The sequence below is a fragment of the Pseudomonas sp. McL0111 genome (assembly GCF_052567255.1).
In genome coordinates, this window is record NZ_CP199585.1 from 2,175,826 (window position 1) to 2,197,698 (window position 21,873).

General features: G+C 59.5%; 18 protein-coding genes. 9 read left to right on the top strand and 9 right to left on the bottom strand.

The window, feature by feature from the left end:
• Positions 1-93: 93 nt before the first annotated feature.
• The 8 genes from ACTWLJ_RS09820 to ACTWLJ_RS09855 form a co-directional block, all read right to left on the bottom strand.
• Entirely contained in the window at positions 94-2,016 is a 1,923-nt protein-coding gene (locus ACTWLJ_RS09820; RefSeq protein ID WP_007910115.1) for a PrkA family serine protein kinase, read from the bottom strand.
• 295 nt (positions 2,017-2,311) lie between these two features.
• Positions 2,312-2,641, bottom strand: coding sequence for a thiosulfate sulfurtransferase GlpE (gene glpE / locus ACTWLJ_RS09825; RefSeq protein WP_445180703.1), 330 nt, complete (start codon positions 2,639-2,641; stop codon positions 2,312-2,314).
• 33 nt (positions 2,642-2,674) lie between these two features.
• The gene (locus ACTWLJ_RS09830) at positions 2,675-3,556 is read right to left on the bottom strand and encodes a symmetrical bis(5'-nucleosyl)-tetraphosphatase (protein WP_445180704.1); all 882 of its coding nucleotides are present in this window, start codon (positions 3,554-3,556) and stop codon (positions 2,675-2,677) included.
• A complete protein-coding gene (gene apaG, locus ACTWLJ_RS09835; RefSeq protein ID WP_445180705.1) occupies positions 3,556-3,936 on the bottom strand; it encodes a Co2+/Mg2+ efflux protein ApaG in 381 nt (126 codons plus the stop codon). Before apaG ends, ACTWLJ_RS09830 begins: the two co-directional genes overlap by 1 nt.
• A 114-nt stretch (positions 3,937-4,050) precedes the next feature.
• Entirely contained in the window at positions 4,051-4,869 is an 819-nt protein-coding gene (rsmA, locus tag ACTWLJ_RS09840; protein WP_401217726.1) for a 16S rRNA (adenine(1518)-N(6)/adenine(1519)-N(6))-dimethyltransferase RsmA, read from the bottom strand.
• Entirely contained in the window at positions 4,866-5,855 is a 990-nt protein-coding gene (gene pdxA, locus ACTWLJ_RS09845) for a 4-hydroxythreonine-4-phosphate dehydrogenase PdxA (RefSeq protein ID WP_445180706.1), read from the bottom strand. The genes rsmA and pdxA overlap by 4 nt, the downstream gene beginning before the upstream one ends.
• The gene (gene surA, locus ACTWLJ_RS09850; RefSeq protein ID WP_401217721.1) at positions 5,852-7,174 is read right to left on the bottom strand and encodes a peptidylprolyl isomerase SurA; all 1,323 of its coding nucleotides are present in this window, start codon (positions 7,172-7,174) and stop codon (positions 5,852-5,854) included. Before surA ends, pdxA begins: the two co-directional genes overlap by 4 nt.
• Positions 7,149-9,947 carry an LPS-assembly protein LptD gene (locus tag ACTWLJ_RS09855; protein ID WP_445180707.1) on the bottom strand — a complete coding sequence of 933 codons (2,799 nt, stop codon included), beginning with the start codon at positions 9,945-9,947 and terminating at the stop codon, positions 7,149-7,151. The genes surA and ACTWLJ_RS09855 overlap by 26 nt, the downstream gene beginning before the upstream one ends.
• 130 nt (positions 9,948-10,077) lie before the next feature.
• On the opposite strand from ACTWLJ_RS09855, the gene ACTWLJ_RS09860 reads away from it, so the two are divergent.
• From ACTWLJ_RS09860 to ACTWLJ_RS09870, 3 genes are read left to right on the top strand one after another with little or no spacing between them, the layout of a single operon-like run.
• On the top strand, positions 10,078-11,097 hold the full coding sequence (locus tag ACTWLJ_RS09860; RefSeq protein ID WP_445180708.1) for an aminoglycoside phosphotransferase family protein: 1,020 nt from the start codon (positions 10,078-10,080) through the stop codon (positions 11,095-11,097).
• Entirely contained in the window at positions 11,094-11,765 is a 672-nt protein-coding gene (gene murU, locus ACTWLJ_RS09865) for an N-acetylmuramate alpha-1-phosphate uridylyltransferase MurU (protein WP_445180709.1), read from the top strand. The genes ACTWLJ_RS09860 and murU overlap by 4 nt, the downstream gene beginning before the upstream one ends.
• A gap of 1 nt (position 11,766) precedes the next feature.
• Entirely contained in the window at positions 11,767-12,534 is a 768-nt protein-coding gene (locus ACTWLJ_RS09870; protein WP_445180710.1) for a TerB family tellurite resistance protein, read from the top strand.
• Positions 12,535-12,650: 116 nt separating this feature from the next.
• Here the strand turns inward: ACTWLJ_RS09870 and ACTWLJ_RS09875 are convergent, their stop codons facing one another.
• The gene (locus ACTWLJ_RS09875; RefSeq protein WP_445180711.1) at positions 12,651-13,634 is read right to left on the bottom strand and encodes an alpha/beta hydrolase family protein; all 984 of its coding nucleotides are present in this window, start codon (positions 13,632-13,634) and stop codon (positions 12,651-12,653) included.
• Between the two features lie 74 nt (positions 13,635-13,708).
• Between ACTWLJ_RS09875 and ACTWLJ_RS09880 the strand changes: the two genes are divergently transcribed.
• From ACTWLJ_RS09880 to ACTWLJ_RS09905, 6 genes are all read left to right on the top strand, one after another.
• Entirely contained in the window at positions 13,709-16,102 is a 2,394-nt protein-coding gene (locus tag ACTWLJ_RS09880; RefSeq protein ID WP_445180712.1) for a PAS domain-containing sensor histidine kinase, read from the top strand.
• Positions 16,103-16,131: 29 nt separating this feature from the next.
• The gene (locus ACTWLJ_RS09885) at positions 16,132-16,761 is read left to right on the top strand and encodes a response regulator (protein ID WP_008085218.1); all 630 of its coding nucleotides are present in this window, start codon (positions 16,132-16,134) and stop codon (positions 16,759-16,761) included.
• 344 nt (positions 16,762-17,105) lie between these two features.
• Positions 17,106-18,230: an ABC transporter ATP-binding protein gene (locus ACTWLJ_RS09890; protein ID WP_445180713.1), complete on the top strand. Its 1,125-nt coding sequence runs from the start codon at positions 17,106-17,108 to the stop codon at positions 18,228-18,230.
• A 48-nt stretch (positions 18,231-18,278) separates the two neighbouring features.
• Positions 18,279-19,322, top strand: coding sequence for an ABC transporter substrate-binding protein (locus tag ACTWLJ_RS09895; protein WP_401217701.1), 1,044 nt, complete (start codon positions 18,279-18,281; stop codon positions 19,320-19,322).
• 262 nt (positions 19,323-19,584) lie between these two features.
• Positions 19,585-20,832, top strand: a complete 1,248-nt coding sequence (locus ACTWLJ_RS09900) for an ABC transporter permease (RefSeq protein WP_445180714.1) — start codon at positions 19,585-19,587, stop codon at positions 20,830-20,832.
• Positions 20,833-20,844: 12 nt separating this feature from the next.
• Positions 20,845-21,669, top strand: coding sequence for an ABC transporter permease (locus tag ACTWLJ_RS09905; protein WP_401217696.1), 825 nt, complete (start codon positions 20,845-20,847; stop codon positions 21,667-21,669).
• The last annotated feature ends 204 nt before the right edge of the window (positions 21,670-21,873 follow it).

A 21,873-nucleotide genomic window follows, 5' to 3' on the forward strand; every position in this document is an offset into this window, starting at 1 on the left:
GTGAGCTGCAAGCTGCAAGTAGAAGCAGTTGCCCGGACTTCAGGGCTTGCGCGCTTTCTAAATGCAGCTCGTAACTTGTCGCTTGCAACTACCTCACTGCGATTTACGGACCCGTAGGTACCATTCGGAAAGAAGCCGTACCTGCTTGTCGGTGTAGCCGCGTTCGACCATGCGTGTGACGAAGTCGTTGTGCTTTTGCTGGTCCTCCTTGCTGGCCTTGGCGTTGAAACTGATGACCGGCAGCAGGTCTTCGGTGTTCGAGAACATTTTCTTCTCGATGACCACCCGCAGTTTTTCGTAGCTGAGCCAGGTCGGGTTCTTGCCGTTGTTGTTGGCGCGGGCTCGCAGTACGAAGTTGACGATCTCGTTGCGGAAATCCTTCGGATTGCTGATGCCGGCCGGTTTTTCGATTTTTTCCAGTTCTTCGTTCAGTGCGACGCGGTTGAGAATTTCGCCGGTCTCCGGATCGCGGTATTCCTGATCCTGAATCCAGAAGTCTGCGTACAGCACGTAGCGGTCGAAAATGTTCTGGCCGTACTCGCTGTAAGACTCGAGGTAAGCGGTCTGGATTTCCTTGCCGATGAATTCGATATAGCGCGGTGCCAGGTACTCTTTCAGGTAGCGCAGGTAGCGCTCGCGGGTTTCCGCCTGGAACTGTTCCTGCTCGATCTGCTGTTCCAGCACATAAAGGAGGTGCACCGGATTGGCAGCGATTTCGTGCGGATCGAAGTTGAAAACCTTGGACAGGATCTTGAACGCGAAGCGCGTCGACAGTCCGTTCATGCCCTCGTCGACACCGGCGGAGTCGCGATATTCCTGGATCGACTTGGCCTTAGGATCGGTATCCTTGAGGTTTTCGCCGTCATACACGCGCATTTTCGAATAGATGTTGGAGTTTTCCGGCTCCTTGAGGCGCGAAAGCACGGTGAACTGCGCCAGCATCTTCAGGGTGTCTGGCGCGCAATGCGCCTTGGCCAGGGAGCTGTTGAACAGCAGCTTGTCGTAGATCTTCACTTCGTCGCTGACCCGCAGGCAATACGGCACTTTGACGATGTAGATCCGGTCGATGAAGGCTTCGTTGTTCTTGTTGTTGCGGAAGGTGTGCCACTCCGATTCGTTGGAGTGAGCCAGCAAAATCCCGGTGAACGGAATCGCGCCGAGGCCTTCGGTACTGTTGTAGTTGCCTTCCTGTGTGGCGGTCAGCAATGGGTGCAGCACCTTGATCGGTGCCTTGAACATTTCGACGAATTCCATCAGGCCCTGGTTGGCCCGGCACAGCGCACCGGAGTAGCTGTAGGCATCGGCGTCGTTCTGTGGGTATTCCTCAAGTTTGCGGATATCGACCTTACCCACCAGCGCCGAGATGTCCTGGTTGTTCTCATCACCCGGTTCGGTCTTGGCCACGGCGATCTGGTTGAGGATCGACGGATACAGTTTGACCACGCGGAACTGGCTGATGTCGCCGCCGAATTCGGCCAGGCGTTTGGTCGCCCATGGCGACATGATGGTGTTCAGGTAGCGCCGTGGAATGCCGAAGTCTTCCTCGAGGATTGCGCCATCTTCAGTGGCGTTGAACAGACCCAGAGGCGATTCGAATACCGGCGAGCCCTTGATGGCGTAGAACGGCACTTTTTCGATCAGTTGTTTCAGCTTTTCGGCCAGCGACGATTTACCGCCACCGACGGGGCCGAGCAGATAAAGGATCTGTTTCTTCTCTTCCAGGCCTTGGGCTGCATGGCGGAAATACGACACGATCTGGTCGATGCATTCTTCCATCCCGTGGAAGTCTTCAAAGGCCGGATAGCGGCGGATCACCTTGTTGGAGAAGATTCGCGACAGCCTCGAGTTGGTCGAGGTGTCGAGCAGCTCTGGTTCTCCGATGGCCAGCAGTAGACGCTCGGCGGCGGAAACGTAGGCGCTGCGGTCCTTTTTGCACAGCTCCAGATACTCTTGCAGCGAGAGTTCTTCCTGGCGTGTGGACTCGAAGCGTTGTTGGAAGTGGCTAAAGATACTCATGACGTCACCTCGCTCGATACGTGGAGCCGACGCCGGATCACTCAGTCGATGCTGGCAACAGTCGTTTTGGCGGCTGTTGTTTACCCCCCAGAACTCTCCCGGAGCCGACAACCCCGAAAGCTACTCCCGATGACCCGTGCGCCGGTGTACCGGCTCTCCCCTGTTTTGGATGGCCTGCGCTTAAGGATAGTTGGGAATTCAGGAGGTAAAGGCGAGATACGTAATTAGTTGTGGCAGACCGTTCGTCTGCCGCGCGCAGGCCCGCGGGAGCCGGGGCCTGCGCGTGACAAAAAAATTATTCGGAGGTGCTTTGCGCGGTTTCCGAAGGATAAGTCGAGCGCCACAACTCGAAGCCGCCGTCCATGCTGTAGACGTCGGAGAAGCCTTGGCTGATCAGGTAGGCGGCAGCGCTTTGGCTGGAGTTGCCGTGATAGCAGACCACTACAGTCGGCGCATCCAGGTCGGCGGCACGGATAAAGTCCGAGATGGAAACGTTGTCCAGATGCTTCGAACCACTGATGTGCAGAGCGGCGAAAGTGGCTGGATCACGTACGTCGACCACTACTGCGCCTTGTTCGCGCAAGGCCTGGGCCTGTTCCGGGGGGATTCGTTTGAATTCGCTCATGGCGGGTTCCTGTAGCTTGGCGGTATGCGCAGTCTAACGCGGGGCGCTGACTGGCGAAGATTCTGGGATAGGGGAGGCGACTGGCGGCAGTACAGCGCCGTGTTCGTCGCATTTGCAGGACAGTCGTTCACCGCTGTCGACGTTCATAAGGGTCAGGCTACCGCCCCAGACGCATCCGGTGTCGAGGGCCGAGATGCCCGGCTCAGTGACCAGCCCCTCAAGCGCCGCCCAGTGGCCAAAAATGATGCGCAGGCCTTTGGTCTTGCGGTCCTTGTGCTGAAACCACGGTTTGTAACCTGGCGGCGCAGTGTCGAGGCCTTCTTTGCTCTTGAGGTCGAGCTTGCCTTCGGCGGTGCAGAAACGCATGCGCGTGAAATAGTTGGTGATGACTCGCAGGCGGGTCACGCCTTTGAGGTCGTTGTCCCATTTCGCCGGCTCGTTGCCGTACATGCCATCGAGGAACGCTGGAAACAGGTTGTCGTCACGCAACGCGGTTTCCACTTCTGCAGCACATTTGAGTGCCTTGCGCAGCGACCACTGCGGCGCAATGCCGGCATGGGTCATGGCGACATCACGTTGTTCGTCGTAGTGCATAAGTTTTTGCTGGCGCAGCCACAACATCAGTTCGGCGCAATCGGGCGCCTCGATGATCTCGCGCAGGGTGTCGTTTTTCTTCAGGCGTTCGATGTTCTGCGAGGCGGCCAGCAGGTGCAGGTCGTGGTTGCCGAGCACGCAGACCAGAGATTCGCGCATGCCATAAAGGAAGCGCAGGGTTTCCAGTGACTGCGGGCCACGGTTGACCAGATCGCCGACCAGCCACAAACGATCCAGTTTCGGGTCGAACGCGACTTGCTTGAGCAGGCACTTGAGCGGATCAAGACAGCCTTGCAGGTCACCGACGGCATACGTCGCCATCAGTGCAGGGCCCCGGGTACGGCGAGGCGGAACGGTTTGATGATTGCGTCGAAATGCTTGCCGTCTTCGGCGACCATTTCGTAGCTGCCCTGCATATTGCCGACCTTGGTTGTCATCACCGTGCCGCTGCTGTAGGTGTGGCTTTTACCGGTGTCGATCAATGGCTGCTGACCGACGACACCGGCGCCGCGAACTTCTTCGACATGGCCGTCGCCGTCAGTGATGACCCAGTGCCGTGAAATCAATCGGGCAGGCATCTGACCGTTGTTTTGCACGGTGATGGTATAGGCGAAGGCGAAGCGGTCTTGCTCGGGTTGCGATTGGTCTGCCAGATAGTGGGTGACCACGCTGACATCGACCTGATAACGAGGATCGGACATTCAAAAAGGCCTTAAACAAAGCGGAACGCGGGGCGTAGCTGATGGGGAGTCAGTCTAGGCAAGTATCGGGCAGTAAACCAGAGCGGCGTCCTGCCCGATAGCGTTCATCGCCTGTCAGTCGGCGGCGGGCGTTTCTACAACCTGTTCTGCGAGCTTGTCGGCGAGGCGCACGAATGCTGCCAGATCGAGCTGTTCAGGACGCAGACTGCCATCGACACCAGCGGCTTCGATCTCGTCATTGGTCATCAATTGCTTGAGGGTGTTGCGCAGGGTCTTGCGGCGTTGGTTGAACGCTTCGCGCACTACGCGCTCCAGCAGGCGATGATCCTTGGCCGGGTGCGGCAGTACCGCGTGTGGCACCAGACGGACGATTGCCGAATCAACCTTTGGCGGCGGATTAAACGCGCCGGGGCCAACGTTAAACAGGTGCTCCACGCGGCAATGGTACTGAACCATGATCGACAGACGACCCCAGTCGCCACCACCTGGACCCGCTGCCAGACGCTCGACCACTTCTTTTTGCAGCATGAAGTGCATGTCGCGAATGATGCCGGCATTGTTCAGCAGGTGGAAAATCAGCGGCGTCGAGATGTTGTACGGCAGGTTACCGACTACGCGCAGGCTGTTCGGTGCAGCGTTGAGCGTGTTGAAGTCGAACTTCAGTGCATCACCCTGATGCAGGTTGAAGTTGCTCTTGCCGGCGAACTGCTGGTTGAGGATCGGGATCAGATCCTTGTCCAGTTCCACCACGTCGAGCTGGCCGCCGCTGTTGAGCAGGCCGGCGGTCAGCGCACCCTGGCCCGGGCCGATTTCCAGCAGGCGGTCGTCAGGCTTGGCGCTGATGGAGCGCAGGATGCGGTCGATGACGCCGGCATCGTGCAGGAAGTTCTGGCCAAAGCGTTTGCGCGCCTTGTGTTGGTATTGCTCGGTCATAAACGGGTCTCGGCCATCTGGTAGGCGGTTTCCAGGGCGACTTGCAGGCTGCCGGTATCGATCTTGCCGCTGCCGGCCAGATCCAGGGCGGTGCCGTGATCGACCGATGTGCGGATGATCGGCAGGCCAAGGGTCACGTTGACTGCTGCGCCGAAGCCTTTGTACTTCAGCACGGGCAGGCCCTGGTCGTGGTACATCGCCAGCACTGCGTCGCAGTGCTCCAGATATTTGGGGGTAAACAGAGTGTCGGCAGGCAGCGGGCCACGAAGGTCCATGCCCTCGCCGCGCAGGCGCTCTAATGTCGGTTCAATGATGTCGATTTCTTCATGGCCCAGGTGTCCGCCTTCGCCGGCATGCGGGTTGAGTCCGCAGACGAGGATGCGTGGCTGGGCGATGCCGAATTTGTCTTGCAGGTCGGCGTGCAGAATCCGTGTGACCCGCTCCAGACGCTCCGGCGTGATCGCATCGGCAATCTCGCGCAACGGCAGGTGAGTGGTGACCAGCGCCACGCGCAAGCCGCGAGTGGCAAGCATCATCACCACTTGTGCAGTGTGGGTCAGGTCGGCAAGGAATTCTGTGTGGCCGGAAAACGCGATACCCGATTCGTTGATCACGCCCTTGTGTACCGGCGCGGTGATCATCCCGGCGAAATCGCCGTTCAGGCAGCCATTGCCGGCGCGGGTCAGGGTTTCCAGGACGAAAGCCGCGTTGGCCTTGTCCAGTTGCCCGGCGACGACGGGGGCGCTGAGCGGCGTATCCCAGACATAAAGACTATTGGCGGGCGCCGGAGCGTCCGGCCAGTGATCAGGGGTGACGGCCAGCAGATTGACGGCCAGCCCCAGTTGCGCGGCCCGCTCGATGAGCAGGTCGCGACTGGTGATGGCAATCAGGGGGTGTGGCTGGGCTTGCGAGGCGAGCAGCAGGCACAGGTCGGGACCGATGCCGGCTGGTTCGCCGGGTGTCAGCGCGAAACGCTGGGGTTTCACTGCGCTGCCTGGTCTGCACCAGGAAGTTTGATCTCTACGTACGCTTCGTCACGGATCTGACGCAGCCAGGTTTGCAGCTCTTCGTCGTATTTCTTGTTGCGCAGAACCGTCATTGCCTGCTGTTCGCGGGCTTTTTCGGTGCTGTCGGTAGCGCGACGACCAAGCACTTCCAGAACATGCCAGCCGTATTGGGTCTGGAATGGCTTGGACAGTTGACCTTGTGGGGTCTTGTTCATCACTTCGCGGAATTCCGGTACCAGTGCGTTCGGGTCGATCCAGGTCAGATCGCCACCGTTGAGCGCTGAACCCGGGTCTTCGGAATAGCTTTTCGCCAGAGTGGCGAAGTCTTCGCCCGCCAGAATGCGCTCATACAACGATTGAACAAGCGCCTTGGTCTTGGCTTCGTCGCGAATCGGACTTGGCTTGACCAGAATGTGGCGTACATGAACTTCGTCGCTCATCTGGCTTTCGCCACCACGTTTTGCCAGCACTTTGAGGATGATGAAACCACCCGGGGTGCGTGCAGGTTGGGTGATGTCGCCAACGGCCATGCTGCTCAGTTCGCGGTCGAACGGCGGTGGCAATTGAGCGGCTTTACGCCAGCCCATGTCGCCGCCTTCCAGTGCGTTGTCGCTGCCGGATTTGGCGACGGCCAGTTGGCCGAAGTCAGCACCTTGCTTGAGCTGCTGGTAGATATCCATCGCCTGGCGTGCGGCGCTCTGAATCGCTTCGGAGCTGGCACTTTCCGGGGTTGGAATCAGGATGTTGGCCAGGTGCAGTTCTTCGGACAGTTGCATCTTGCCCAGATCGGAGGCGAGGAAGTTCTTCACTTCCTGCTCGGAGATCTGGATGCGTTCTGCCACGCGGCGCTGACGCACACGGCTGATGATCATTTCGCGTTTGATCTGGTCACGGGCGTCGTCGTAGTTCAGACCGTCGTGTGCCAAAGCGGCGCGGAATTGATCAATAGTCATGTTGTTGCGCTGGGCAATGGTGCCGACAGCCTGGTTCAGCTCTTCATCGGTAATGCGGATGCCGGAACGGTCGCCGATCTGCAATTGCAGGTTTTCGACGATCAGGCGCTCAAGCACCTGTTGATCCAGTACGCCTGGAGGCGGCATGCCGCCTCCACGTTTGGCGATGGTCTGCTGAACTTCGTGGACACGCTGGTCCAGTTGGCTCTGCATGACCACGTCGTTGTCGACGATGGCGACCACTTTATCGATGGACTGAACTGCGGCGTTAGCCGCAGTACCCAGGAACAGCGCGCCCAGCATCAGCGGGCGCAGACAATCAGAAAGCTTGGTCTTCACGTTCACGATAACCTTGAATGCCTTTGTCGAGGAAGCTCTCTACTTTGGCGCCGGTGAGGCCGCCGAGTCCCTTCAGAACAATTTGGAGGAAGACGCCGTGGTCGCCCTTTTCGTTTTGCGGAGCTTCCTGACTGAATTCGTCGTAGGAAACCCAGTAACGGTTGATCAGGCGCAATTTCCAGCAGCAGTTGTCGTACTCGAAACCACCGAAGGCTTCCAGCGTACGGTTGCGGTTGTAGTCGTACTGCCAGCGGCTGATGGCATTCCATTGCGGCACGATCGGCCAGATGACCGAGAAGTCATGCTGTTGGATCTTGTAGTAGTCCTTCACGTAGCCAGGCTGGCCCGGGGTACCGTAGTCACCGCCGCCCACCGTCCATTTACCGGTGCTCTGGTCGTAACGAACCTGGTCATTGCGATAGCGATAACCGGCGTTGATAACCTTGTTCGGGTTGTCTTCAGGCTGGTAGTGGAACATCGCGCTGCCGGAACGAGGGCTGCGGCTGTCCGGATCCCAGTTGTAGTCGGCAGTGGTGCGCCAGTCACGGTTCCAGCGATATTCGTATTCCAGTGCGTACGGCGAAACGTTGGATTGGGCGTCCGCACGGGTTTTGGCATCGATACCTGGCAGTTGCACTTCGCGATCCTTGAAGTACAGGGCCTGACCGACGCTGACGCGTTGACGTTCGAAACCGTCGTCTTCGATCCAGCGGCTGGTTACGCCCAGCGACAGTTTGTTCTCGTCACCGACACGGTCGGAACCCGAGAAGCGGTTGTCACGGAACAGCGACGCATAGTTGAAGGTGTATTCGCTGGTGTCGAACACCGGAATATCCGACTGGTCTTCCTCAGGTACATAGAGGTAGAACAGGCGTGGTTCCAGAGTCTGGCGGTAGTTCTTGCCGAAGAACGACGTGTTGCGGTCGAAGTAGAGGCCGCTGTCGATGCTGGCGATCGGTACGCCACGGTTCTGATTGCTGCCGAACTGGCCGTACAGCTTCTGATTTTCCGGCGACATAGCAGCGATCTGGGATTTGCCAGTACCGTCCAGATCCAGTTGATACTGGGTGTACTGGTACTTGAGCGATGGCTTCAGGAAGCCATAGGTCCAGTTCATCGGCAGGCTGACGCCAGGCTTCAGGTTCAAACGGTCGCCGTTGGCGCGCGCGAGGCCTGTGACGTTATTGTCCAGACGAGTCTCGACGGTGCCGTCTTCGTTGGTGAAGTTGCCGTTTTCCAGATCGCGATCGAAACGAACCAGTTCGGTCTCGTAATCGAAATTCAGACCTTCCGGGTGATAAGGCAGCTGACCATTGAAGGTGATCTGCGGCAGACGGTCATATGGCGTGATGTTCGACACGGTCGCCAATTGATACGCCTGCGCGTTCAATCGTGCGGTATAGCTGTCGCCACGGTAGGTGACCGAACCTTGCTGGTTCACGTAGTCAGCACTCTTCACACCGATCTGATCAGTCGTCAGATCCTGGAAGTAATACGGATCGCTGATCTTCGTGTAGTCAACCTGGGTAAACACGCGGGAGTCGAGACCGCCCTTGTGCTGCCAGTTGTACATGTAGCGGGTTTTTTCGTAGTCGGTCTGCTTGCTGCGTTCGGTGTCGTCATCGTTCAGGTACGCAGCGCCGAACTGGCCTTCGCTGGACTTGGTCAGGTAACGGAACTCGCCTTCAACCAACATGCCGCGCTTGCTCATGTAACGCGGATACAACGTGGCGTCGTAGTTAGGCGCCAGGTTGAAGTAGTACGGGGTGACCAGCATGAAGCCGGTATCGGTACCGGTGCCGATAGTCGGCGGCAAGAAGCCGGACTGGCGACGGTCATCGATCGGGAAGTAGATGTACGGCGTGTACAGGATCGGAATGTCCTTGACCCGCAGCGTCACGTTGGTCGCAGTACCGAAACCGGTGGCCGGGTTCAAGGTGATGTTGTTGCCCTTGAGCTGCCAGGCGTTGCTGTTCGGTTCGCACGTGGTGTACGTGCCGTCCTTCAAGCGGATGATCGCGTTCTCGGCACGCTTGGCGTACAGCGCACTACCGCGGATACGCGATTTGTGCAGCACGTACTCGGCGTTGTCGACCTTGGCTTCACCGGTGTCGAGCTGCACATCGGCGTGGTCGCCGACGATCAGAGCACCGTTGTCGCGAATGCGCACGTCACCATTGAGTTCGGCGCGGCTCTCGGCCTGATACAGGCTGGCTTCGTCGGACTCGACCTGCATGCTGCCCTGACGCAACACGACATCGCCGGCCAATGTGCCAACTTGATCATCGGTGTTATAGCGCGAAGCTTTTGCGCCGATAAAGGTCGGAGCATCGCTTTTATTCGTCTTGTCATTCATGCCAGGACGAGTCGGTTCGATATAGGAACCAGAGCAGTAAGGACCGGTCTCGGCCAGCTGGGCGGCGGTAAGCTTCTCGCGCGGAACCCAGTCGAGGTGACTGTAGTCTTCGCTACGGGCTTTCAGGCCGCGGCCTTTGGCTTCGGTGACCAGAGCGGTTTTAGTGCCAGTGTCGGCAACCGAACCGTCCTGCGCCGGGGCTTCGCCAGTAGCGCTGACGGCACTGCCGTCATGCACCGGACGCGGAGGCAATGCAGCCGCCGGCGTCTTTGGCGAACAGTCCCAGGCACCCGTAGCCGATACGGAGCAGTCATACTGCTCGGCGGCGAAAACGAATGGGCTGGCCAGAGGTTGCATAGCCAGCAGACTGCCGGTTACCAACAACGGAAATTTTTTACGAAACGCGGGGGATTTCAATGCCATCTTATTAGTCCGGGCTTCCTGCGTGCCATCTGCCCGCGGTGTGGGCCGCACGCCTCTCGATGGTCTGAAAAAGATGCTGGATAATAAAGCATGACCCGCTTGACGGCTAGCGCCGTCGGAGACCCTTGCAATGCCTGACCAAGATGTACGCTTGCAACACCTGAAAGTTTGGCTCGATGAGCAGTTGGCAAACCTGTTTGCAGATCAGGGCTGGGGCGCCGTGCCCCCGGCCACGTTGACCGCGGCCAGCAGCGACGCGAGTTTCCGCCGTTACTTCCGCTGGGAAGGCGCGGGTCGCAGCTTCGTCGTGATGGACGCGCCGCCACCCCAGGAAAACTGCAAACCGTTCGTGGATATCGCTTTTTTACTGGCGAAATCCGGAATAAATGTGCCGAAAATTTATGCAGAAGACCTCGAACGCGGATTTCTTTTGCTCAATGACCTGGGCAACAAGACCTTTCTCGACGTGATCGACAGCGAAAATGCTGACGCTTTGTTCGGCGATGCCCTGCAAGCGTTGCTGGCTTTTCAGCAATTGCCGATGGTTGCACCGCTGCCGAGTTACGACGTTGCTTTGTTGCGCCGTGAGCTGGAATTGTTCCCGGAGTGGTACGTGAAGCGTGAACTCGGTATCGAATTCGACACCGCGCAACAGCAACTGTGGAAGAACGTCAGCGATCTGCTGATCGACAGCGCGCTGGCCCAGCCGAAAGTTTTGGTGCATCGCGACTACATGCCGCGCAATCTGATGCTCAGCGAGCCGAATCCCGGCGTGCTGGATTTTCAGGATGCGGTTTACGGCCCGGTGACCTACGACGTGACGTGCCTGTTCAAGGACGCCTTCCTCAGTTGGCCGGAAGAGCGTGTACGTGGCTGGCTGGAAAATTACTGGCAGCAAGCCTCGGCGCTGAACATCCCGGTACAGCCAGACTTCGAAGACTTCCTGCGTGCCAGCGACTTGATGGGCGTGCAGCGTCACCTGAAAGTCATCGGCATCTTCGCGCGTATCTGCCATCGCGATGGCAAGCCACGTTATCTGGCCGATGTGCCGCGTTTCTTCTCTTATATAGAAGCGGTGGTCGCACGCCGTCCGGAACTGGCGGACCTGCAAGCGTTGCTGGCGAGCCTGCGTGACGGAGCGCAAGCATGAAGGCAATGATTCTGGCGGCGGGCAAAGGCGAGCGCATGCGCCCGCTGACCCTGACCACGCCGAAACCGCTGGTGCGAGCGGGCGGCGTGCCGCTTATCGAGTATCACCTGCGCGCCCTCGCGGTAGCCGGTTTCAAAGAGATCGTGATCAACCTCGCCTGGCTCGGTCAGCAGATCGAGGATTACCTGGGCGACGGCTCGCAATATGGCGTGAGCATTCAATATTCGCGTGAAGGCGAGCCTCTGGAAACCGGTGGCGCAATTTTCCGTGCGCTGCCGCTGCTCGGCGACGATGCGTTTCTGGTGGTCAATGGCGACATCTGGACTGATTACGATTTCAGCGTGCTGCATCAGCCGATCACTGGCCTGGCGCATCTGGTGCTGGCGGACAACCCGGCCCATCACCCGACCGGCGATTTCACCTTGGTCGACGGCCAGGTGAATGATGCTGAGCCGGGCGCTACCACCCTGACGTACTGCGGCATAGCGGTGCTGCATCCGCAATTGTTCGACGGCTGCAAGGCCGAGGCTTTCAAATTGGCGCCGCTGCTGCGCAAGGCGATGGCCAACGGTCAAGTGAGCGGTGAGCGCTTGAAAGGCCTGTGGGTCGATGTCGGTACGCATGAACGACTGGCAGAAGCAGAAGCCTTGATAGAAGCGAGACGTTGATATGTTGTGGCCAGGGACTCTGATTGGAGCCGGGGCGGGTTTTGCTATCGCCAGCATTCCGGGGGCCATGCTTGGGGCATTGTTGGGTCAGGCGCTGGATCGGCGCCTGCACTTGCAAAGCTGGGGGCATTTGCGGGAAAAACTCGGCGGCCAGCCGATGTTGCGCAACGACGAATTGTTGTTCGTGTTGCTCGGACGTCTGGCCAAGAGTGATGGTCGGGTGACGGATGGGCATATTCAGCAGGCGCGTCAGGAGATGCGCTCTCTGGAAATGAGCGACTCGGCACAGCGTCGGGCGATTGCCGCGTTTAATCGCGGCAAGTCGGGCAACGATAATCTGCGTGGGTATCTGCGTCGCCTGAGCGCTCAACCGCATGCAACCGAAGGCGTACTGCGCGCCTGTTGGCGAATGGTCTGGGCCGATGGTCGGGCCGGCGTTGCTGAGCGGGAGTTGTTGGCGAAGTGGGGCAAGTGGCTGGGCTGGACAACTCAGCAGGTGCAAGCGCTGGCCAGCGACTACGAACCGGGCAAGCGTCCGGTGATCAGTGCCGCAGTGAGTTATCAGGAAGCGATGCGCCTGCTCGGCGTGTCGGTGACCAGCGAGCCGGCGCAGATCAAACGGGCTTATCGGCGACTGCTCAGCCGTCATCACCCGGACAAGATTGCCGGCAGTGGCGCGACGGTGGCACAGGTTCGCGAGGCCACGGACCGGACTCGCGAACTGCATAACGCTTACACGCTGATTCGTGAGCGGCGCGATTTTCGTTAGCGGATAGACCTGTGTTGTCTGCGTTGGCCTCTTCGCGAGCAAGCTCGCTCCCACATTCGATCTCCGCCTGATGTGGGAGCGAGCTTGCTCGCGAATGGGGCGACGCGGTCTTTCTGTCAGTCCACGTTCTGCGGATTCAACCAGCCACGAACCCGGCGAAACAACTGTTCCTGCTCAGCCTTGCTGTCCGGCAACGCCTTGAGCGCGACCTGACTGAACGCCGAAGTCTTCAACCGCTTGCTGGCCTGCATGCGTTCCAGCGCGGCATTGCGATCCAGCGGTTTGTCCGTGTAGAAAATGTCGGCCGTCGGCAGCTTCAACGTTGGCGTCAATTCCGCAAGCTGCGGTTTGGCCTTGGTCGGCGTCTGCGCGTCGATCATCACAAACTTCTCCACCTGAGATGTCTGCTTCTCGCTCAGGTAACGCGCCGCCCAATAAGCGCCAGTGCCATGACCGAGCACCACGATACGCCGCGCACTTTGCTGTTCGGCGTAAGCAATCGCGGCATCGATGCGCGCAAAAATCCGCTCGGCATCAGCCTTGGACTGTTCTTCGGTGGTTTCGGCCACGACCTGATCCGCTACGTCGGCTTCACCGCCAGCGGCCTGTTCGATCGGTTGCGCGGTGGTCGAATCCTTGCTGCCGGTCTCGGCCGCTTTCGGCGCCGCCGGGGCTGCGATTACGCGCGGTGCGATGGCGTCGCTTTGCAGATCGGGCAGGGTGATACTCAGGCTGCTCCACTCGACGTCTGGCAACTTGCGTCGCAACGGGCCGATTGCTTGTGGCCAGTCAGCAGTTTCGCCTGCGCCCGGGATGATAATCACCGCGCCCTTGGGTTCGGCGGTGTTGGCCGGTTTCCACAGTGCGAGGAAGGTTTCGGCACCGGACTGCAACTGTTGTTGTTCCTGAACCGGAACCGTGAGTGCAAGTGCCGCGGCCTCTTCCTGACTACGCTCAAGCAGTGGCTGGCGTTCAGCCGGTTTTGCTTCGGTGGATTTTTCCGTGGCGGGCGCCGGATCGGCGGCTTCGACGGAAAACGCACAAGGCAGGAGCAGCGACAGGCACAATGCTGGCATTGCCAGGCGGTAGACAGAGGGCATCGGTTATTCCAGGCCAGAAAAGTATCCCGGCAGCCTAATGGGTTGGTCAGAATTTGTCAGTGTATGAGACTTCAATGAAGCGATTTTGCTGCCTGTGGGTTATCGGCTGTTTGTGGTTTCCCTTGATGGGCCGGGCGGCGCCTGCGCCACCGAGCCATCTAGTGCAACTGTCGGCGAGCCAGCAGCAATGGCTGGCGCAGCACAACGAACTGCGCGTCGGTCTGGTGTTGCAAGCGCCCTATGCGCAATACGATCGGCGTTTGCAGCGCTTGTCCGGGGCCAATGTCGAGTTGATGAAGTCACTGGCGAAAGCCCTGAACGTCGAACTGAGCTGGCGCAACTTTCAGGATCTTGAGCAACTGGAAACCGCCGCCCGCGACGGTGAAATCGATCTGGCCCCGGGCCTGACCCAGACCCCAAGCGCGCTGCGCCTGTGGCTGTTTTCCGATCCATATATGCGCGTGCCGCAACTGGTGGTCAGCGACCAGAAGACCGGCGGCGTGGTTGAGCTGGAAAAACTCGACAGCCAGTCCCGCGTCGCGGTGCGTATGCCGAGTGCGACCGCTGATTACCTGCGTGGCAACTATCCCCATCTGAATCTGCAAGGCGTGCCAGTGGAGCGTCAGGCGTTGCAGTTGCTGTTGAGTCAGCAGGCGTCCTACGCCGTGGTAGATGAGGCTCAGTTGGGTCGATTGTCAGCCGAGCCCGAGTTCGCGGGATTGGTGGTGGTTGGCGATATCGGTCTGCCGCAGTTGCTGCGGGTTGCGACCCGGCGCGACTGGCCGGAACTGGCCGGCATCGTTGAAAGCGCCTTGCGCGCGATCCCCGCCAAGGAGCTGGAGCGCCTGCACAATCAGTGGCTGCAACCCAAATACCCGAGACTCTCGGAATCGCCGGGTTTCTGGCAGAACCTCAGCCTGTTATTCGCGGTGTTGCTGCTCAGTTGCGCGGCGATTGTGTTCTGGCAACGGCGTCAGCAGCACAGCCTCGAACAACGCCTGCTGGCCGCGCGCGAAGACATCGCCCAGCGCACCGCCAGTGAAGAAGCGCTGCGGCTGACGCAGTTTTCCATCGATCAAAGCACCGTCGGCATTCTCTGGGTCAATTGGGACAGCCATGTGCGCTACGCCAATCGTGCGGCGGAAAACATGCTCGGTTATCCATCGGGCGGGATCATCGAGCGGCCGCTGATCGATTTCGAACCCGGGCTGCACATGGACCGCTGGCTCAGTCTGTGGAAGCGTGCCCGCGCCAGCGAAGAGGGCCCGCTGAGTTTTGAAACCAATTGCGTGCGCGCCGATGGCAGTGTCTTGCCGGCGGATGTCTCGCTGAGTTTCCTGCGGTTTCGCGACGGTGAATATCTGGTGGTCTATCTGACGGACGTCACCGAGCGACGCCGCGCGTTGGCCGCGCTGCAAGAAAGTGAAGCGCGGCTGCAGGGCATCGCCGCCAACGTGCCGGGGTTGGTGTTTCGCCTGGAGCGGGCACCGGTGACCGGGCAGATCGATTTCGCCTACATCAGTGAGGGCAGTGAAAGTCTGGTTGGTTATGCTCCGGCCGCCATCGCCCATCGCGACATGGGCTTGCGCAGTCTGGTGCATCCGGACGACAAGGCCAGTTATCACCAGACCCAGGATCAGGCGCTGGACACAGATCGCGACTGGTCATGGCAAGGGCGGATTCTCACCCGTCAGGGCGAGCAACGCTGGGCCGAGATCAAAGCCATTACCCGGCAACTGGAAGACGGCGCGTACGTCTGGGACGGCATCGTCTGGGACATCACCGAGAGCAAGCGCATCGAACTGGAACTGGCCGCGAGTCGCGAGCAACTGCGCGAACTGTCGGCGCACCTTGAAAGCGTGCGTGAGGAAGAAAAGGCGCGCATCGCCCGCGAGGTCCACGATGAGCTGGGGCAGATGCTCACGGTGCTGAAACTCGAGACATCGATGTGCGAACTGGCCTACGCGCAACTTGATCCTGGCCTGCATGATCGCCTGAACAGCATGAAACGCCTGATCGCCCAGCTGTTTCAGTTGGTGCGCGATGTTGCCACGGCGTTGCGTCCGCCGATTCTCGACGCCGGGATTGCCTCGGCGATTGAATGGCAGGCGCGGCGCTTCGAGGCGCGCACGCAGATTCCGTGTCTGGTGCAGGTGCCGGAGAATCTGCCGCCGCTCAGCGATGCCAAGGCGATTGGCTTGTTCCGAATTCTGCAGGAAGCGCTGACCAACGTTATGCGGCATGCCCAGGCGCATACTGTCGAACTGAGGCTGGCGCTTGAGGGTGACGAGTTGTGTCTGACGATCAGCGATGACGGCGTAGGATTTGTCGCCGCGACGGGTCGGCCGACTTCGTTCGGTTTGGTCGGCATGCGCGAGCGAGTGCTGATCATGGGCGGGCGGCTGCGGCTTGAGAGTGAGCCGGGGGAGGGCACCAGTCTGAATGTCTGGGTGCCGCTGGATAGCTAGAAGATCAACCCATCAGTTAGGAGAGGCAAGTGATCCGTGTACTGGTAGCCGAAGACCACACCATCGTCCGTGAAGGCATCAAGCAATTGATCGGCCTGGCCAAGGATCTGCAAGTCGTCGGTGAGGCGAGCAATGGCGAGCAGTTGCTTGAGACCCTGCGGCATGTGCCGTGTGAAGTGGTGTTGCTGGATATCTCCATGCCCGGCGTCAACGGTCTGGAAGCGATTCCGCGCATCCGTGCACTGAACAATCCACCGGCGATTCTGGTGCTGTCGATGCACGACGAAGCCCAGATGGCTGCCCGGGCGCTGAAGGTTGGCGCGGCCGGTTATGCGACCAAGGACAGCGATCCGGCGCTGCTGCTAACGGCCATTCGCAAAGTCGCGGCGGGTGGGCGCTATATCGATCCGGATCTGGCTGATCGCATGGTTTTCGAAGTCGGCCTGACTGACGCGCGGCCACTGCACTCGCTGTTGTCCGAGCGCGAGTTCTCGGTGTTTGAGCGCTTGGCTCAAGGCGCCAACGTCAACGACATCGCCCAGCAACTGGCCCTGAGCAGCAAGACCATCAGCACCCACAAGGCGCGGCTGATGCAGAAGCTCAACATCACCTCCCTGGCGGAGTTGGTGAAGTACGCGATGGAACACAAACTCCTCTAAAGATCACTGCTTATCCAATGTGGGAGCTAGCCTGCTAGCGATTGCTTTATGTCAGCTAGCTCAGTAGCGACTGACCTGCCGCCATCGCTAGCAGGCTAGCTCCCACAGTCTCGGTATAGGCATGTTCATTTGCGACGTTACTGATAGCGCGTTTTTGCCGTTGCATGTGGCTTGCAGCTCAACGCTCGCAACTGCCATATCCAAACGCGCCATCCTTGTAGGGCAATCCCTACCCCCAACCTTCCATCCGGCTGAGGCGATTCTCTCCTGCGCCCCGATTTGCGTGCCTGTCAGTAGCCACTAGGCTTAGTCCCACAGCAGTCATCAATAACAAAGGTGTGGGTATGAGCCAGGTCGATTCAAACGCAGGGGCCAGTGATGTGCTGGTCAGCTTTCGTGGTGTGCAGAAGAGCTACGACGGCGAGAACCTGATCGTCAAAGACCTCAACCTGGACATTCGCAAAGGTGAGTTTCTGACCCTGCTCGGGCCGTCCGGCTCCGGCAAGACCACCAGCCTGATGATGCTTGCCGGTTTCGAAACTCCGACCGCCGGGGAAATTCTGCTGGCCGGGCGTTCGATCAACAACGTGCCGCCGCACAAGCGCGACATCGGCATGGTGTTCCAGAACTACGCGCTGTTCCCGCACATGACCGTGGCCGAGAACCTCGCCTTCCCGCTGACCGTGCGCGGGCTGAACAAGAGTGACGTCAGCGACAAGGTCAAGAAAGTCCTGAGCATGGTTCAGCTCGATGCCTTCGCCCAACGTTACCCGGCGCAATTGTCCGGTGGTCAGCAACAGCGCGTGGCGCTGGCTCGGGCGCTGGTGTTCGAACCGCAACTGGTGCTGATGGACGAACCACTCGGCGCCCTCGACAAGCAACTGCGTGAACACATGCAGATGGAGATCAAACATCTGCACCAGCGTCTCGGCGTGACCGTGGTCTACGTGACCCACGATCAGGGTGAGGCGCTGACCATGTCTGACCGCGTCGCGGTATTTCATCAAGGCGAAATCCAGCAGATCGCCCCGCCGCGCAGCCTCTATGAAGAACCAAAAAACACCTTCGTCGCCAACTTCATCGGCGAGAACAACCGTCTTAACGGCCGTTTGCTCAGCCAGAGTGGCGACCGCTGCGTGGTCGAGTTGGGCCGTGGCGAAAAGGTCGAGGCGCTGGCGGTCAACGTCGGCCAGACCGGCGAGCCGGTGACCCTGTCGATTCGTCCGGAACGCGTCAGCCTCAACGGCTCCAGCGACCAATGCGTCAACCGCTTCTCAGGGAGGGTGGCGGAATTCATCTATCTGGGCGACCACGTCCGGGTGCGCCTCGAAGTCTGCGGCAAGACCGACTTCTTCGTGAAACAACCGATTGCCGAGCTCGATCCCGGGCTCGCGGTCGGTGACGTGGTACCGCTTGGCTGGCAGGTCGAGCACGTTCGTGCGCTCGATCCCCTTTTAGAGGCGAACTGATCGCCCCGGCACTACCAACACCAACCCTGCACGTGGAGAGAACAATAAATGTTGAGATCCCTGAAGTTCACCGCCCTGACCCTGGGCCTGATGGGTGCGGCAAGCGCAATGGCCGCTGGCCCGGATTTGACCGTGGTGTCGTTTGGCGGGGCGAACAAGGCTGCGCAGGTCAAAGCCTTCTATGCACCGTGGGAAGCGGCGGGCAACGGCAAGATCGTCGCCGGCGAATACAACGGTGAAATGGCCAAGGTCAAAGCCATGGTCGACACCAAGAGCGTGTCGTGGGATCTGGTGGAAGTCGAATCGCCGGAACTGGCCCGTGGCTGCGACGAAGACATGTTCGAACCCCTCGACCCTGCGCTGTTCGGCAAGTCCGAAGACTACGTCAAAGGCGCTATCCAGCCATGCGGTGTGGGCTTTTTCGTCTGGTCGACCGTACTCGCCTATAACGCTGACAAGCTGAAAACCGCGCCGACCAGTTGGGCGGATTTCTGGGACACCAAGAAATTCCCGGGCAAGCGTGGCCTGCGCAAAGGCGCCAAGTACACCCTCGAGTTCGCACTGATGGCGGACGGCGTTGCGCCGAAAGACGTCTACAAAGTGCTGGCCGGCAAGGATGGTCAGGATCGCGCGTTCAAGAAACTTGATGAGCTGAAGCCAAGCATTCAGTGGTGGGAAGCGGGCGCTCAGCCGCCGCAATACCTCGCTTCGGGTGACGTAGTGATGAGCTCGGCCTACAACGGTCGCATCGCTGCCGTGCAGAAAGAATCCAACCTGAAAGTGGTGTGGAACGGCGGCATCTACGACTTCGACGCATGGGCCATCCCTAAAGGTCTGGACGCCAAGCGCGCTGAAGCGGCGAAGAAATTCATCGCCTACTCGGTGCAGCCGCAGCAACAGAAGACCTACTCGGAAAACATCGCCTACGGCCCGGCTAATACCCAAGCCGTACCGTTGCTGAGCAAGGACGTGCTGAAAGACATGCCGACCACCCCGGAAAACATCGCCAATCAGGTGCAGATCGACGTCAGCTTCTGGGCTGACAACGGCGAGCAACTGGAGCAGCGCTTCAATTCCTGGGCTGCGAAGTAAGTAGTCGTCTACTGCGCAGGGAGATTTTTGTGGCGAGTAAGCTTTTGTGGTGAGGGGATTTATCCCCGTTGGGTTGCGAAGCAGCCCCGAAACCATAGCGCTCGGTATGTCGGGAACCCCGTTCTGAGGTTTACGACTGCTGCGCAGCCGAACGGGGATAAATCCCCTCGCCACAAAAACTCGCTGTCACAGGCTGCGGTGTTTCAACACAACAGAGGTGGTCCGCCACTTCTGTAACGATCAAAGATTTGCGGAGTACGTCATGGCCATCGCCGTTCCCTTGAACGAGGGCACCAGCCCCACCTTGAAGCAGAAGCTCAAGCGCGCCGAGCGGGTCAACCGCTGGAAGGCTCAGGCGCTGATTGCGCCGCTGGTGCTGTTTCTGTTGCTGGTGTTTCTGGTGCCGATCGTGGCGCTGCTCTACAAAAGCGTGGGCAACCCGGAAGTGGTCGGCGGCATGCCGCGCACCGTGGCGGCCATCGCCAGTTGGGACGGTCGCGGCCTGCCCGCCGAGCCGGTCTACAAGGCAGCCAGCGACGACCTCGCCGAAGCCCGCAAAAACTCGACGCTGGGCGATCTGTCCAAGCGCTTGAACATGGAGTTGGCCGGCTATCGCAGCCTGCTGACCAAAACCGCCCGGGCGTTGCCATTCGCCAGCGAACCGGCCTCTTATAAAGAAGCACTGGAAGCCCTCGACGAACGTTGGGGCGATCCGGCCTACTGGCAAGCGGTGCGCCGCAACACCAGCAGCATCACGCCTTACTACTTGCTGGCGGCAGTCGATCACCGCATCGACGACCTCGGCGAAGTAGCCCCGGCCACCCCGGACCAGGCGATCTACCTCGACATCTTCGCCCGCACCTTCTGGATGGGCCTGGTCATCACCGTGACCTGCCTGTTCCTCGCCTATCCCTTGGCCTATTTGCTGGCGAACCTGCCATCACGCCAAAGCAACCTGCTGATGATTCTGGTGCTGCTGCCGTTCTGGACCTCGATTCTGGTGCGGGTCGCCGCGTGGATCGTGTTGCTGCAATCGGGCGGGCTGATCAACAGCGGTCTGATGGCGATGGGCATTATCGATAAGCCGCTGGAACTGGTGTTCAACCGCACCGGCGTGTACATCTCGATGGTGCACATCCTGCTGCCGTTCATGATCCTGCCGATCTACAGCGTGATGAAAGGCATCTCGCCAACCTACATGCGCGCAGCGATTTCACTGGGCTGCCATCCGTTCGCCAGTTTCTGGCGGGTGTATTTTCCGCAGACCTATGCCGGTGTCGGCGCCGGTTGCCTGTTGGTGTTCATCCTCGCCATCGGCTACTACATCACTCCGGCGTTGCTCGGCAGCCCGAACGATCAAATGGTCAGCTACTTCGTCGCCTTCTATACCAACACCAGCATCAACTGGGGCATGGCCACCGCGCTGGGCGGCTTGCTGCTGCTGGCGACCGTGGTGCTTTATCTGATTTACAGCTGGCTGGTGGGCGCCAGTCGCCTGCGCCTGAGCTAAGGGGAATTTGAGATGCTGAGTCCTTACATGTCGCCCATCGAACGGGTGTGGTTCTACAGCTTGCGGATTCTCTGCGGCCTGATTCTGTTGTTCCTGATCCTGCCGGTGCTGGTGATCATTCCGCTGTCGTTCAACTCGGGCAGTTTCCTCGTGTACCCGCTGCAAGGCTTTTCGCTGCACTGGTATCAGGACTTCTTCGCCTCGGCGGAATGGATGCGTTCGTTGAAGAACAGCATCATCGTTGCTCCGGCAGCCACGGTGCTGGCGATGGTCTTCGGCACGCTGGCGGCGATTGGCCTCACCCGTGGTGACTTCCCCGGTAAAGCACTGGTGATGGCGCTGGTGATTTCGCCGATGGTGGTGCCGGTGGTGATTATCGGCGTGGCGAGTTATCTGTTCTTCGCGCCGCTAGGGCTGGGCAACAGCTTCTTCTCGCTGATCGTGGTGCATGCGGTGCTAGGCGTGCCGTTTGTGATCATTACGGTGTCGGCGACCTTGCAGGGCTTCAACCATAATCTGGTGCGAGCTGCGGCCAGCCTCGGTGCGTCACCGTTGACCGCATTTCGCCGGGTGACCTTGCCGCTGATTGCACCGGGAGTGATTTCCGGGGCGCTGTTTGCTTTTGCGACTTCATTCGACGAAGTTGTAGTGACCTTATTCCTCGCCGGCCCCGAACAAGCCACGCTGCCTAGGCAGATGTTCAGCGGCATTCGTGAAAACCTCAGCCCGACCATTGCTGCTGCCGCTACGTTGTTGATCGCGTTTTCGGTGATCCTGCTGCTGACCCTGGAATGGTTGCGTGGCCGCAGCGAAAAACTGCGCACCGCCCAGGTCTGAGGCGCCATTTGTAGGAGTGAGCCTGCTCGCGATGACGGACTGACAGTCACTATAAGTGTCGACTGAACGACTGCTATCGCGAGCAGGCTCACTCCTACATTGATTTGTGATGTCCTCAGGGTCGGGGTCATTCATAAGGTGAATGGCAGACAACTCCAAATCTCCAGCTAATCTTGTGCCCAGCTCCCACATCTATAAGAGGCT

Excerpts from the sequence above, each read along its gene's own strand:
- ACTWLJ_RS09820 (WP_007910115.1), bottom strand. The coding sequence starts at position 2,016 with ATGAGTATCTTTAGCCACTTCCAACAACGCTTCGAGTCCACACGCCAG.
- glpE (WP_445180703.1), bottom strand. The coding sequence starts at position 2,641 with ATGAGCGAATTCAAACGAATCCCCCCGGAACAGGCCCAGGCCTTGCGC.
- ACTWLJ_RS09830 (WP_445180704.1), bottom strand. The coding sequence starts at position 3,556 with ATGGCGACGTATGCCGTCGGTGACCTGCAAGGCTGTCTTGATCCGCTC.
- apaG (WP_445180705.1), bottom strand. The coding sequence starts at position 3,936 with ATGTCCGATCCTCGTTATCAGGTCGATGTCAGCGTGGTCACCCACTAT.
- rsmA (WP_401217726.1), bottom strand. The coding sequence starts at position 4,869 with ATGACCGAGCAATACCAACACAAGGCGCGCAAACGCTTTGGCCAGAAC.
- ACTWLJ_RS09855 (WP_445180707.1), bottom strand. The coding sequence starts at position 9,947 with ATGGCATTGAAATCCCCCGCGTTTCGTAAAAAATTTCCGTTGTTGGTA.
- ACTWLJ_RS09860 (WP_445180708.1), top strand. The coding sequence starts at position 10,078 with ATGCCTGACCAAGATGTACGCTTGCAACACCTGAAAGTTTGGCTCGAT.
- murU (WP_445180709.1), top strand. The coding sequence starts at position 11,094 with ATGAAGGCAATGATTCTGGCGGCGGGCAAAGGCGAGCGCATGCGCCCG.
- ACTWLJ_RS09870 (WP_445180710.1), top strand. The coding sequence starts at position 11,767 with ATGTTGTGGCCAGGGACTCTGATTGGAGCCGGGGCGGGTTTTGCTATC.
- ACTWLJ_RS09875 (WP_445180711.1), bottom strand. The coding sequence starts at position 13,634 with ATGCCCTCTGTCTACCGCCTGGCAATGCCAGCATTGTGCCTGTCGCTG.
- ACTWLJ_RS09880 (WP_445180712.1), top strand. The coding sequence starts at position 13,709 with ATGAAGCGATTTTGCTGCCTGTGGGTTATCGGCTGTTTGTGGTTTCCC.
- ACTWLJ_RS09890 (WP_445180713.1), top strand. The coding sequence starts at position 17,106 with ATGAGCCAGGTCGATTCAAACGCAGGGGCCAGTGATGTGCTGGTCAGC.
- ACTWLJ_RS09895 (WP_401217701.1), top strand. The coding sequence starts at position 18,279 with ATGTTGAGATCCCTGAAGTTCACCGCCCTGACCCTGGGCCTGATGGGT.
- ACTWLJ_RS09900 (WP_445180714.1), top strand. The coding sequence starts at position 19,585 with ATGGCCATCGCCGTTCCCTTGAACGAGGGCACCAGCCCCACCTTGAAG.
- ACTWLJ_RS09905 (WP_401217696.1), top strand. The coding sequence starts at position 20,845 with ATGCTGAGTCCTTACATGTCGCCCATCGAACGGGTGTGGTTCTACAGC.